At 41.2% G+C, this 13,857-nt stretch carries 9 protein-coding genes; 8 read left to right on the top strand and 1 reads right to left on the bottom strand.

Features of this window, described 5'->3' with window-relative positions:
- Positions 1-124: 124 nt before the first annotated feature.
- A complete protein-coding gene (plsY, locus tag ACFX4X_RS18305) occupies positions 125-712 on the bottom strand; it encodes a glycerol-3-phosphate 1-O-acyltransferase PlsY (RefSeq protein WP_125161545.1) in 588 nt (195 codons plus the stop codon).
- A gap of 495 nt (positions 713-1,207) precedes the next feature.
- Between plsY and ACFX4X_RS18300 the strand changes: the two genes are divergently transcribed.
- From ACFX4X_RS18300 to ACFX4X_RS18265, 8 genes are all read left to right on the top strand, one after another.
- Positions 1,208-1,618 (top strand): CoA-binding protein, encoded by a 411-nt coding sequence (locus ACFX4X_RS18300; RefSeq protein WP_125161544.1) that lies wholly within the window; start codon positions 1,208-1,210, stop codon positions 1,616-1,618.
- 403 nt (positions 1,619-2,021) lie between these two features.
- Positions 2,022-4,007, top strand: a complete 1,986-nt coding sequence (gene parE / locus ACFX4X_RS18295; RefSeq protein ID WP_377385185.1) for a DNA topoisomerase IV subunit B — start codon at positions 2,022-2,024, stop codon at positions 4,005-4,007.
- Positions 3,997-6,438: a DNA topoisomerase IV subunit A gene (gene parC / locus ACFX4X_RS18290; protein ID WP_061462992.1), complete on the top strand. Its 2,442-nt coding sequence runs from the start codon at positions 3,997-3,999 to the stop codon at positions 6,436-6,438. Before parE ends, parC begins: the two co-directional genes overlap by 11 nt.
- 1,067 nt (positions 6,439-7,505) lie before the next feature.
- The gene (gene murQ, locus ACFX4X_RS18285) at positions 7,506-8,420 is read left to right on the top strand and encodes an N-acetylmuramic acid 6-phosphate etherase (protein WP_377385183.1); all 915 of its coding nucleotides are present in this window, start codon (positions 7,506-7,508) and stop codon (positions 8,418-8,420) included.
- A gap of 11 nt (positions 8,421-8,431) precedes the next feature.
- Positions 8,432-9,289, top strand: a complete 858-nt coding sequence (locus ACFX4X_RS18280; protein WP_061462994.1) for a MurR/RpiR family transcriptional regulator — start codon at positions 8,432-8,434, stop codon at positions 9,287-9,289.
- A gap of 32 nt (positions 9,290-9,321) precedes the next feature.
- Complete coding sequence (locus ACFX4X_RS18275) at positions 9,322-10,689, top strand: PTS transporter subunit EIIC (RefSeq protein WP_377385181.1); 1,368 nt, start codon at positions 9,322-9,324, stop codon at positions 10,687-10,689.
- Complete coding sequence (locus ACFX4X_RS18270; RefSeq protein ID WP_377385179.1) at positions 10,686-11,720, top strand: MupG family TIM beta-alpha barrel fold protein; 1,035 nt, start codon at positions 10,686-10,688, stop codon at positions 11,718-11,720. Before ACFX4X_RS18275 ends, ACFX4X_RS18270 begins: the two co-directional genes overlap by 4 nt.
- Positions 11,721-11,904: 184 nt before the next feature.
- Positions 11,905-13,857 (top strand): glycoside hydrolase family 3 protein, encoded by a 1,953-nt coding sequence (locus ACFX4X_RS18265; protein ID WP_377385177.1) that lies wholly within the window; start codon positions 11,905-11,907, stop codon positions 13,855-13,857.

Below are 13,857 nucleotides of genomic sequence, written 5' to 3'. Positions count from 1 at the left end.
AGTATCGAATGAGAATCGTCTTTTTTTAATTTGATTTACCGTACTAGTTAGAAAAACGTGAGTTTTTCAGCAGCCTCTGCGTCGGACGGGCTTTTTTCCATTTGAATATCCACAAGAATTTCTCTTACAGCCATTTGACTTTGGGTTCAGTTTTATCGATAATTCGTTTAATGTTCGCCCGATGCCGGTAAAAAATGAAAATCGTTAATATACCGATTACAATAATAAGGGCCAAATCATTTGTATGAAACACTAAACAGTATATAAGAGCAAGAAGACAAGCAATCATCGAAGAAAGCGAGACATATTTGGATATGTATAAGGTAATGAAGAATATGATGACGGCAATGACAAAAAGTAATGGTTCATAAGCAAGAATGACACCGGCAGAAGTTGCCACCGCTTTCCCGCCCCGAAAGTTTGCGAAAATGGGAAACATATGCCCAATGACGGCAAATAAGCCAGCTAGTAATAAATTCATTTCCACGCCTAGCAATAACGGGAGAAAAGTTGCTAGAGTTCCCTTTAGTATATCCATGGTAGTAACGGTAAGCCCTGCCTTGACACCTAGTGTCCGGAAGGTATTTGTCCCACCCAGATTTTTACTGCCATGCTCCCTAATATCGATTTTGTAAAAGGTTTTACCGATAATTAAACCGGAAGGAATCGAACCAATCAAGTAGGCAGACAGTATAGTGATGAATGTAAGCATTGTATGACCCTTTCTTTATAGAAAAATCTTCTTATTTTTATCACGATTAAGAGGCTGTTTTTCCCCTTTTTTCGGAAATAAACTGAAGGAATAGCTAAAAAACAGCCTAAAAATACCTGATAAGCTTCTCTTATTGTAACATTTTCGTGACAAAATGGTACGGATGTCCAAAAAAAATCCATTGAAAAATGAATTTTCCTTGATGAACATTCGTCTTTTGATATACGTTTAAGTTCATGAAGTGTAAAAGGTTTATGTTTTCTTATTTTCGTAAAAATAATGAAGAGTACCTAATTGTGTATAATGATACAATACGCGGTAGCCTGTATGAACATAAGGATAATTAAGTGGTGCACACCTTTTCGAAACCTATTCTTTCTTGTATAATGGTTTTTCTTAATAATGGTAATACTCAGCTTTACTCTGTAAAATATCTTTGTTAAGGAATACTTTTTAAGCAAATATTACATTTTATGATAAAGGGGATTAATAAGAATGATACAAAATCCAAGCAGAGAAGAAATGGGTCAGATGTTAAAAAAGTCGAAGCGCATCGCTGTTGTTGGTTTATCAAATAACCCCGAGCGTACTTCTTATATGGTATCGAAGGCCATGCAGGATAGCGGGTATGAAATCATCCCTGTAAACCCTGCTGTATCTGAAGTGCTGGGTGTCAAGGCAGTAAAGGCACTTAAAGATATTGAAGGGCACGTCGATATCGTCAATATTTTTCGCCGTTCAGAATTCCTTCCCGAGATTGCCAAAGAATTTGCAGAAATCGATGCTGATATCTTTTGGGCGCAGCTAGGGGTAGAAAACGGGGAAGCCTATAATTTTTTGAAAGAAAAAGGTTATACTGTCATCATGGATCGATGCATAAAAGTGGAACACGCCCTTACTAAGTAGAGTGAAAAGAGCGGAACATCCGCTCTTTTTTAAAGGAATCGCAATGTTTAGCAGTGTGAAAATCAATAATGCGAGCCATGGCGGAGGTTGAGAACAGGCGGCATATCCAGGCAATTTAAGAATAATTTGATTAAAAAAGTAAAAGTATATTTGCCAAATGAAAAATTACCGCTACAATTAGAACGGTAGCTATGACACGTTTCAACAAAGTGAAAAGATCCAACTAAGGGTGCTAACGCTAATAAAAGGGACGAAAAAATAGAACACTTGTTCTTTGTTCGTAAAAGTATTATACTTTTAATATGATATTAACGTATGAATTAATTTGTTAAAGCTAGTGAGTCATTTCATTGCAGTATGATTTGGCCCGGAAATTGTGTTTAGTAAGGAAAGGGGAATTTCTGTGGCAAAGAAAGTAAAAACAATCGAGTACAATGATGATGCAATTCAGGTACTGGAAGGACTCGAAGCGGTCAGAAAACGTCCCGGTATGTATATCGGCAGTACTGATGCACGCGGACTTCATCATTTAGTGTACGAGATTGTAGATAACTCCGTAGATGAGGCTTTGGCTGGATATGGAGACCAAATTAGTGTGAAAATACATAAAGATAACAGTGTAAGTGTGTCAGATAAGGGTCGTGGAATGCCTACCGGTATGCATAAATTGGGTAAACCGACGCCTGAAGTCATTTTGACGATTCTTCATGCTGGCGGTAAATTTGGACAGGGCGGATATAAAACGAGCGGAGGCCTTCATGGAGTAGGTGCCTCGGTCGTCAATGCGTTGTCTGAATGGCTTGTCGTGACAATCAAAAGGGACGGGTTCATTTACGAACAACGGTTTTTCAATGGCGGAAAGCCAGAAACGACTCTTGAGAAAATCGGTAAAACCAATCAAGCTGGTACCAAAATCCACTTCAAGCCCGATCCGAAAATATTTTCGGTGACAACTTTTAATTATGATATCCTTTGTGAACGTCTCCGTGAATCGGCATTTCTTCTAAAAGGCATGAAAATTGAATTGACGGATGAACGTAACGACCAGCAAGAAACTTTTCACTATGAAAATGGAATAGAAGCTTTTGTGGATTACTTGAATGAAGAAAAAGAAACCCTTCATAGTGTTGTCAGTCTAGAAGGGGAACAGAATGGGATAGAAGTCGATCTGGCCTTTCAATTCAACGATGGTTATTCAGAAAATATTTTAAGCTTTGTAAATAATGTTCGAACAAAAGACGGCGGCACCCATGAGATTGGCGCAAAGACGGCCATGACGAGGGCATTTAATGATTATGCCAGAAAAATGGGGCTATTGAAGGAAAAAGATAAAAACCTCGAAGGTACCGATATACGCGAAGGATTGTCTTCAATAATTTCTGTACGTATCCCAGAAGAACTTCTTCAATTCGAAGGACAGACCAAGAGCAAGCTTGGAACCAGTGAAGCCCGTTCTGCAGTCGATTCCATCGTGTCAGAGCACTTAGCCTACTTTTTTGAAGAAGATCCGACCACGAGTACCCTGCTGGTCAAAAAATCGATTAAAGCTTTCCAGGCCCGGGAAGCAGCACGCAAAGCGCGTGAAGATGCAAGAAGCGGGAAGAAACGGAAGAAATCCGATGCCATCCTATCTGGAAAATTAACGCCAGCTCAATCTAAAAATCCTGAACGGAATGAATTGTATCTTGTAGAAGGGGACTCTGCAGGAGGTTCCGCAAAGCAAGGTCGTGATCGCCGTTTCCAAGCGGTACTGCCATTACGTGGTAAAGTTATCAATACGGAAAAGGCCAAACTAGCGGACATTTTTAAAAACGAGGAAATAAATACGATCATCCACGCTATCGGTGCAGGGGTCGGGGCAGAGTTCAATACGCCGGACACCAACTATGATAAAGTGATCATCATGACTGATGCCGATACGGATGGGGCCCATATCCAAGTGCTTCTGTTAACATTCTTTTACCGCTATATGAAGCCATTGATAGAGTCAGGAAAGGTTTACATTGCCTTGCCTCCTTTATATAAAGTGAGTAAAGGGACCGGAAAGAAAGAAACCATTGAATATGCTTGGAGTGATGAGGAACTTCAGGGAGCGATAGACAAGGTAGGGAAAGGCTATATGATTCAGCGCTATAAAGGGCTGGGTGAAATGAATGCCGATCAATTATGGGATACTACCATGAACCCGGAAACCAGGACATTGATACGCGTGAAGATCGACGATGGTGCCCGTGCAGAAAGACGTGTGACAACGTTAATGGGGGACAAGGTTGAACCGCGCCGTAAATGGATTGAAGCCAATGTCGCTTTTGGTCTCGAAGAAGAATCGAATATTTTAGATAATGAAAATATGTCGATTGAAGAGGAGGTCATTAACGATGGCATTTGAAGAAACGTTTAGAGATTTGCCGCTTGAAGAGGTAATCGGAGACCGCTTCGGGCGATACAGTAAATATATTATCCAAGATCGGGCACTGCCAGATGCAAGGGACGGATTAAAACCGGTACAGCGCAGGATATTGTATGCGATGCATGTAGAAGGAAATACACAGGAAAAAGGATTTAGGAAATCAGCAAAAACAGTCGGTAATGTAATTGGTAACTATCACCCCCATGGAGATTCATCTGTTTATGAGGCAATGGTCCGGATGAGCCAAGACTGGAAGCTTCGGAAAGTCATGGTTCAAATGCACGGAAACAATGGTAGTATTGATGGCGATCCGCCTGCTGCGATGCGGTATACTGAAGCCAGGCTTTCATCGATCGCCTCAGAGATGTTACGTGATATTGAAAAAAGGACTGTAGATTTTGTACCGAACTTCGATGATACTTCGGAAGAACCCATTGTATTGCCAGCAATGTTCCCTAACTTGCTTGTAAACGGATCCACAGGAATATCTGCCGGCTACGCAACGGAAATCCCACCACATCAAATAGGTGAAGTCATTGATGCAGCCATTATGCGAATCGATAAGCCTGAAGCGACAGTCGCTGATTTAATGACGGTCATTAAGGGGCCGGATTTCCCTACAGGCGGTATCATTCAAGGAATTGAAGGCATTCGTAAAGCCTATGAAACAGGTAAAGGTAAAATCATCATTCGCGGCTTGGCGGAAGTGGAAACGATTCGCGGCGGCAAACAGCAAATCGTCATCACTGAAATCCCATATGAAGTCAATAAAGCGAACCTTGTTAAGAAAATGGATGAGTTCCGTCTTGACCGGAAAGTTGAAGGCATCGCTGAAGTAAGGGATGAAACGGACCGTACAGGACTGCGTATCGTCATTGAATTGAAAAAAGAAGCGGATGCAAATGGAGTCCTGCATTATTTATATAAAAATTCCGATCTTCAAATTGCTTACAATTTTAATATGGTCGCGATTTATAAAAAACGGCCGACATTGATGAGCCTGCCAAAAATGCTTGATGCGTATATCGATCACCGTAAAGAGGTAATTGTGAATCGTTCCCGTTATGAGTTGCAAAAAGCACATGACAGGGCACATATCGTAGATGGTTTAGTGAAGGCTTTGTCCATATTAGATGAAGTCATCTCTGTCATCCGTGCGTCAAAAGATAAACGGAATGCCAAAGATAACCTCATTGCTAAATTCGCTTTTACAGAAGCGCAAGCTGAAGCCATTGTTTCCTTACAGTTATATAGGCTGACAAATACTGATATTACAGCACTTGAAGCAGAGGCAGCGGAATTGAAGAACAAAATTGAGGAATTGACCAAGATTCTCGGCAGTGAAAAAGTCCTTCTTCAAGTAATAAAAAAAGAACTTCGATTCATTAAAAAGGGCTTTGATGACGGACGGCGTTCCAAAATAGAAAAAGAAATTGAAGAAATCAAAATTAATCTTGAAGTCTTGATTGCGAGTGAAGACGTGATGGTGACAGTGACGAAAGAAGGGTATGTTAAACGGACGTCATTACGGTCATTTGCAGCTTCAGGTGGTCTTGATTTTGGCATGAAGGATTCCGATCGCCTGCTCCAGAGGCTGGAGATGAATACAACAGATGTCCTGTTGCTTTTCACATCCAAAGGGAACTACCTCTATTGTCCAGTTCATCAGCTTCCTGACATTCGATGGAAGGAAACAGGTCAGCATATCGCGAACATCATTCCGATTGACAGAGAAGAACAAATCATAAAAGCGATTCCAATCAAAGATTTTACCCTGCCGCAATTCTTAGTGTTCATCACGAAAAATGGTATGGTTAAAAAGACTGAAATAGCTTCTTATAAAGCACAGAGACATTCAAAACCGTTGGTTGGTGTCAATTTAAAAGGTGAAGATGAACTGGTCGATGTCCATCATACCGATGGACAGGCAGACCTTTTCCTAGTCACTCATAACGGCTATGGTTTATGGTTTGATGAAGAAGAAGTAAGTATTGTCGGTGTCCGGGCAGCAGGAGTCAAAGGGATTAATTTGAAGGAAGATGACTATGTCATTGGCGGAAAGGTTTTAGCCAAGGATAGTAAAGAATCGATCTTTATAGTTACCCAGCGCGGAGCCATCAAGAAAATGAAATTAACCGAGTTTGAAAAAACGAGCCGGGCAAAACGGGGTGTCGTGGTCTTGAGGGAATTGAAATCAAATCCTCATAGGGTCATTGGATTTGATACCATTAACAAAACCGACAGTCTATTCATTCTTTCTGAAAAGGGAATCATTGAAACCATCCATGCCGCTTCATTAAAAAATCATGATCGTTACACGAATGGATCTTTTGTTTTTGATGAAACGGTTAGTGGAAAAGCGAAAGAAATGTGGAAAATATCATTGGAAGATGACTCTGCCATTGAGTAGTGAATCATTTTTTAAAACGGGATGCTGATTATAATCAGCATCCCGTTTTATATTGTAACAACAAATGGACAGTAAGTAGTTGATATGCAACAGTTATATCGGTCAAGAAAATACCCCGGTCATCACCATGTATATTGACTTCATTCTGTGGTTACCTTCTTAAGTCAAAAATGACTTATTGAGTCATTTTTAAATCCTTGTATTACGAACTTAAAAATCTTACTCGAGCCATAAATAATTCAATTTTGAATTTTAAGATTGAATCTAGGTAGTATAACGATTTATTTTGGCATATTCCTTGCGTCTTGTTTGTATGACTTCCAATTCAGCAATTAAATGGCTCACGGGCATTCCAAAAGAGTATTATAGTGAACCGGCAGTGACCGAGAGCGGAAAATACATTAACCGTTCGGATTACCCGAATTATAAAGGGTATATCGAACCTTTTACAACATAGGCAATGGAATATTTTCGGCAAGAAAATTGCCGCGTTACCAACTTATTCTCAATAGGGTAAAGGCTGGACGAAAGCCGTTCTTCCATATTGGGAAAAGCGAGGCTGTGTCGATTATAATTCGTCGATTGATGAAAATGGAGGATTTGCACTAACAATTGTCGTAGGCGCAGTAGAATTCGGGAAAGTTGTCCCCATCCGTTAACTGGGTCAAGGGATGGAGGTGTCCCGGATCCGGCGAAGTATCCTAGTTTAGCATTTTGTTATACTACTTTGAGTGTACCGTTCCCAAATTTGGGGAACAGTACACGTTTTTTATTGTAGAAAAAGTCAGGACAAAAAAAGAAGGATCCTATGAGTGAATTACGGCACATTAATAGGTTATATATCCACCATTATATCCAGAGTAATGAAATTTTCATGGATTCCGGATAATGTGCAATGGCAATGGTTTTTTAGGAAATAAATGAATGCTTACTAAAAAAACATCACAAAAATATCTTGTATCTAAGTAATGAAAACGCTATCATTGAATATAATATGAAATATAATTTCAATATTATCTATTGAATAATGAAATTTTATTTAAGTAATTGATAATAGGAGGATTCAATTGTCTATGGAAGAACATCTGCGTTCATTAACGACTGAATTACGGAACGAAGATACGATGAATATCGATAGTGTAAATACGATGGAAATCATTTCAGCAATCAATAAGGAAGATTTAAAAGTGGCAGCAGCGGTCCAGGAGGTTTTGCCAGAAATAAAAACGGTAGTTGAATGGGCTTTGGAATCATTAAAAAAAGGTGGGAGACTCATATACATCGGTGCAGGAACGAGTGGAAGACTCGGTGTGCTGGATGCCGTGGAATGTCCACCGACATTCAGCACACCACCTGATAGGGTGCTTGGCATAATCGCAGGAGGGGAAAAGGCGTTCGTTCGAGCCATCGAAGGAGCGGAGGATAAAGAAGAGTTTGGGGAATGTGATTTAATCGACGTGGATCTAACAGCAAATGATACGGTTATTGGCATTGCGGCAAGCGGCCGTACCCCATATGTGAAAGGCGCTTTACGGTATGCAAGAATGGTTGGGGCTAAAGCGGTGGCATTATCATGCAATAAAAACGCGAGCATCACAGAAGCAGCTGATATAGGGATTGAAGTGGTGGTCGGACCGGAAGTCTTAACAGGGTCCACAAGAATGAAAGCGGCAACCGCACAGAAAATGGTCCTCAATATGATCTCGACGGCTACCATGATCCGGTTGGGAAAAGTCTATGAAAATCTGATGATTGATGTAAATGTCAGTAATCAAAAACTGAAGGATCGTGCAATTAGCATCATAGAAACTTTAACAAATGCTGACTATGATCATGCTTTGAATATGCTTGAAAAAGCAAATAATCAAGTTAAACCAGCGATAGTTATGATAAAAACGTCAACAGATTATGATAAAGCAATGGAGTTACTAGAAAAAGCGGGTGGAGATGTCAGAAAAGCCATTTCGATCTATGAAGATTAAGGAGGGAAGCAATGGCTACAGGAGGATTATCCATCATACAGACGATGTTGAGCAAGCTCCCGCAATCAGAACAAAAACTAGCAGAATATATTCTTCAGAATCCTCATGAAGTTGTGAACAGCACTGTACAGGAATTAAGTACTTCTGCTCAAACAAGCGGGGCTGCTGTTATTAGGTTGTGTAAATCTCTCGGAATAAAAGGGTTTCAAGATTTGAAGATAAGGATTGCCGGAGATTTGATGAAGACTGTTGAACAGGGCTACAGGGATATCGAGCCCTCAGAATCACTGTATCGGATTGTTGAAAAAACAACGAGTAATTCGATTCAGTCCATTCGAGACACATCTGAAATAATCGATCACGACACTCTCAAACAGGCGATAACGTTGATGCTGAACGCTAAGACCGTCCACTTTTGCGGAGTGGGTGCCTCGAATATAGTTGCTGCAGACGCTCAGCAAAAATTACTTCGTATCAATAAAGGGGCAACGGCTTTTACGGATATGCATTTAGTTGCAACCCTGATTGCAAATGCTGATGAAAATGACATCGTTTTTGCCATTTCATTCTCCGGGGAAACACCTGAAGTTGTCAATATACTGAAGCTTGCTAAAGAACGTGGTGTCAAGACGATCGGGCTGACTCATTTTGGCCAAACAACGGTATCTTCCTTGTGTGACGCCACACTGTATACATCCTTTTCGAATGAAGCACCATTTAGGAGTGCAGCGACATCATCAAGATTGGCGCAGTTATATATGATTGATATTTTGTTTTTGGGGATGGCTTCAGAGCAATATGAAGAGACTGTCCAATATATTGATAATACCAAGTCTGCAATCAAGTCGATGACGGATCGTTATAAATGAATATTACGAGATTTGACAAAGGGGGCTTTTAAATGGGTAAGGGGGATAAGTACGCCAGTTTAGCAGAAGAGTTATTGGGGAAATTAGGCGGGGCATCAAATGTTGCCGATGCTGCACAGTGTATGACCAGACTAAGGGTATTGCCAATCGATCGTTTAAAAGTAAACATGGAAGATATAAAAAACACGGAAGGTGTTCTGGGCGTCATTGAAGAGGAAACGATACAAATCGTCCTTGGGCCAGGCGTGGTGAACAAGGTTCATACAGAATTTGAAAAGCTTTTGGAATCTTACGGCGGTTTGAACTTAAAAGAGGTGGCATCGAAGAACAAATCAGAGAATGATAGAAAAAATGCAAAACCTTTTAAACTTTTTTTACGCAGGATTGCAAGTATTTTCATCCCTTTAATTCCCGCCTTAGTGGCATCCGGTTTGATTACCGGTATAACAAAAGCGACCGTTCAAGCGGGGTGGCTTGCAGCAGAATCGCAATTAGCCATCATATTAACCGTTATTGGATCTGGTTTGTTTGCCTACCTGGGGATTTTGGTTGGGACCAATGCCGCTAAGGAATACGGCGGATCCCCTGCACTTGGTGCGTTGGCGGGTATCTTGGTCATCAATCCGGCTGTCGGCGACATTTCCCTGTTCGGTGAAAATTTGCTCCCTGGCCGCGGTGGGTTGATAGGAGTCCTCTTTGCCGCTATTTTCATAGCCTTGGTGGAAAAACAGGTCAGGAAATTCATTCCTCAATCACTTGATATCATTTTGACGCCAACCATCGCTTTACTCATTACTGGGATTGTCACTTACATTGTTTTTATGCCGGTAGGAGGGTTTTTATCGGATGCCATTACGACAGGGTTATTGAATGTGTTGGACTTCGGCGGTGTTGTGGCTGGATTCGTGCTTGGTGCGGCCTTCCTTCCCCTAGTCATTACTGGTTTACATCAAGGTTTAACGCCTGTCCATCTAGAATTGATCAATTCTATCGGGGATGATCCGCTGCTTCCCATTTTGGCAATGGGTGGTGCAGGCCAAGTTGGGGCGGCATTTGCCATCTATATGAAAACGAAGAAAGCGAGTTTAAAGAGGGCAATCGGCGGAGGCCTTCCTTCAGGAATGCTTGGTATCGGCGAACCCCTTATATTTGGAGTGACTCTGCCACTGGGCCGGCCTTTCTTAACTGCCTGTCTAGGTGCTGGAGTAGGCGGGGCATTCCAAGCACAATTCGGAATTGCGACGTCGTCCATTGGTGTTTCTGGACTGCCGCTTACCTTTTTAGTGCATCCAAATCAAATCGGTCTATTCTTGGCTGGGTTGTTCATTTCCTATATAGCAGGATTTATTTTTACGTATTTGTTTGGATTTAATGATGAAATGGCTGTTGAATTCAAGTGATCGGAATCTCTTTTTATCTACAGGACCCACTTGCAGAAGCACAAATCAACCATGCTGCTAACCTAGGAGTGAAAAGGGCCTTTACCTCGCTTCATATTCCTGAAGAAAAGGGTGACCTCGTAAAGAGGATGATCAGGCTTTTAAAGCTTTCAGATTCCTATGGAATGGAAATCCATGCGGATGTGTCATTAAACACTCTTGATCATTTAGGGATTGGCAGATTTACGGATTTAAGGCAATTGGGTATTAAAGGTATTCGACTTGATGATGGGTTTGATCGAGAAACTGTTACATCTTTATCCAAGGTGTTTTCCCTCTCACTGAATGCAAGTACGTTAAATGAAGATGAACTTCTAGCCATACTCGGGAGCGGCGTAGAACCGGAAAGTTTGATAGCTTGGCATAACTTTTATCCAAGGCGTGAAACGGGCCTTGAGGAAGAATTCTTTCATGAACAAAATCGAATATTCAAGAAATACGGTATACCGATCTTTGCTTTCATCCCGGGTGCTGGAAGTAAACGCAGTCCTCTTCACGATGGCCTTCCGACGCTTGAAAAACACAGGTTAATGAATCCTTACGCTGCCGGTGTTGAGCTATTTCAGCATGTGGACGGAGTTTACGTAGGAGATCAAGGAACCGAGAATAATTTGCTTGAGAATCTAACTGTCTATAAAAATCTCAATATTCTTTCTATTAGAATGGAATCCCAACTTTTGCAAGGCGGTCAATATAAATTAAGGCCAGATGTTTCTCAAGATGTTTTCCGGCTGCAAAATACCCGCGTCTCAGCAAATATCGTGCCGAGTAATACAGTTACACGCAGCCTTGGATCCATAACGATGGACAATGATGCTTACGGAAGGTATCGGGGAGAGATTCAAATTTGCAGGAGAGACCTGAAGGCTGATCATAGAGTCAATGTGATAGGGCGAGTAATAGTTGAAGATATTCCCTTGCTTTCCCTTCTAAAACCTGGTCAATCCATAGAACTGTTGAGTGAAGGGAAAGTGAGATCGAACGATCAATGATACTGGGATAAACGGATTTATTACATGAAGGCTTGTTAAAGAGGCGGCTGATGGGATTCCGGATGCTGCCTTGATTTCTTTATAGGATCTATTTAGATCATTTCCATTCATTTACCCCTTTCATGGTACTGGATATGGAAGTGTTACTACAAGAACTTAAAGGTAAACAAGGGAGGAAGCCTAAATGATAATAAGGATATGTGTCCCAGCTGGAATCGCATTATTCTTGGTTATATCCATTCTGGGAGGGAATGCGGCTGCAATGGGATTAGAGAACGAAAATTCAGCATCGGACGTTCAGAAAATCGTTGAAAACATGACAGTTGATGAAAAAGTCGGCCAAATGCTCATGCCGGATTTTCGTAATTGGAAAAAACAAGAAGAGGTGGAGGCCACAGGGTTTATTGAAATGAACTCAGAAATTGCAAGCATCATTAAAAAATATCATCTAGGCGGTGTGATTTTGTTCGCTGAGAATGTAGTCGACACCGAACAAACGGTTCGGCTCACGGATGGTTTGCAGAGGGCAAGCCAAGACCTTCCGCTGTTCATAACGATTGATCAGGAAGGTGGAATCGTAACCCGCCTTCAAACCGGAACGAACCTTCCAGGTAATATGGCGCTTGGTGCAACCAGAAATGAGAATTACGCTTACCAAACTGGAGAAATCATCGGGAGGGAACTGTCGTCACTTGGCATAAATGTCAATTTTGGGCCGTCTGTCGATGTCAATAATAATCCCGGAAATCCAGTTATTGGCGTTCGCTCCTTCAGTTCTGATCCGGAACTTGTATCAAAGTTGGGCATTCAAACGATAAATGGATTGCAAAATCAGAACATGATAGCAACGGCCAAGCATTTCCCTGGCCACGGAGATACAGCAGTCGATAGTCATTATGGTCTCCCTCTTGTCTCTCATGATAAAGAGCGCTTGCGTTCCATCGAGTTGGTTCCTTTCCAAAAGGCCATCGATGCTGGAGTGGATATGATGATGACTGCACATGTTCAATTCCCTGCATTCGACAACACTACGTATATCAGTAAAAAAGACGGTCAAGAAATTATGGTTCCTGCAACGTTGTCACATAAGGTCATTACAGATCTTTTACGTGGAGAAATGGGTTTTGACGGTGTTGTGGTTACAGATGCTTTGAATATGAAAGCCATCGCGGACAACTTCGGACAGGAAGAAGCTGTGGTCCTTGCCCTGAAATCGGGTGTTGATATTGCATTGATGCCTGCACAAGTAAATTCGCTCCAAATGGAAAAGAATATAACCACTGTATTCAATGCAGTGAAGGCAGCAGTGGAAAGCGGCGAAATTCCTATAACTCAAGTCAATCAATCTGTAACGAGGATACTTGAACTAAAAGTGAAAAGAGGGATTTTAAACCCTGATAAAACTCCAATCGATAAAAAGATCAAAACCGCGCTTCAAGTGGTCGGGAATGAAGATCATCTGAAAAAAGAAACGGAAATTGCGGAAGATGCCATCACACTATTAAAAAATGAAGGCAGAACTTTGCCTTTCAAACCTAAGAAAAATGAAAAAGTTTTAGTGCTTGCTCCTTTTGATGATCAAGTTGAATCAATGTCAAGGAGCATCCGCGAATTAGCTGATAAAAAGAAAATAAAGAAAGTCCAAATAACGGGTGTGAGTTTTTCGGAAAAGTCATTTACAGATGAAGTGGCTAGACTTATTGATGAATCAGACTTTGTCATTACTGGTTCCTATATTGTCAAAAACGATCCGGCTGTCAATGATGGAGTGATCGATGATAGCGTTCAAGATTCTTCGAAGTGGGCAACTGCCTTCCCAAGAGCGGTCATGAATCATGCTAAGAAGCAAGATAAAGAATTTGTTTTAATGAGTTTAAGAAACCCTTATGATGTTGCAAATTTTGAAGAAGCAAAAGCGGTGCTTGCTGTTTACGGATTTAAAGGGTATTCGAATGGGCGTTATAGACAGCCAAATATTCCGGCAGGCATCTCGACCATTTTTGGAGGATCAAAACCTAAAGGAACTTTGCCGGTCGATATACCATCAGTGACTAAACCCTCTGAAAGCCTTTATAAACTTGGATATGGATTAGATATCAAATCAGGAAAACCCATTAAACAATGGAGGGGGAAATAA

It is taken from the genome of Peribacillus sp. YIM B13481 (genome assembly GCF_042787985.1).
Lineage (GTDB): Bacteria > Bacillota > Bacilli > Bacillales > DSM-1321 > Peribacillus > Peribacillus simplex_A.
Note: the sequence above shows the minus strand (reverse complement) of the source record. Positions and strands in the feature narration are given on the sequence as shown.

Excerpts from the sequence above, each read along its gene's own strand:
- ACFX4X_RS18275 (WP_377385181.1), top strand. The coding sequence starts at position 9,322 with ATGGGTAAGGGGGATAAGTACGCCAGTTTAGCAGAAGAGTTATTGGGG.
- ACFX4X_RS18265 (WP_377385177.1), top strand. The coding sequence starts at position 11,905 with ATGATAATAAGGATATGTGTCCCAGCTGGAATCGCATTATTCTTGGTT.
- parC (WP_061462992.1), top strand. The coding sequence starts at position 3,997 with ATGGCATTTGAAGAAACGTTTAGAGATTTGCCGCTTGAAGAGGTAATC.
- ACFX4X_RS18280 (WP_061462994.1), top strand. The coding sequence starts at position 8,432 with ATGGCTACAGGAGGATTATCCATCATACAGACGATGTTGAGCAAGCTC.
- plsY (WP_125161545.1), bottom strand. The coding sequence starts at position 712 with ATGCTTACATTCATCACTATACTGTCTGCCTACTTGATTGGTTCGATT.
- ACFX4X_RS18300 (WP_125161544.1), top strand. The coding sequence starts at position 1,208 with ATGATACAAAATCCAAGCAGAGAAGAAATGGGTCAGATGTTAAAAAAG.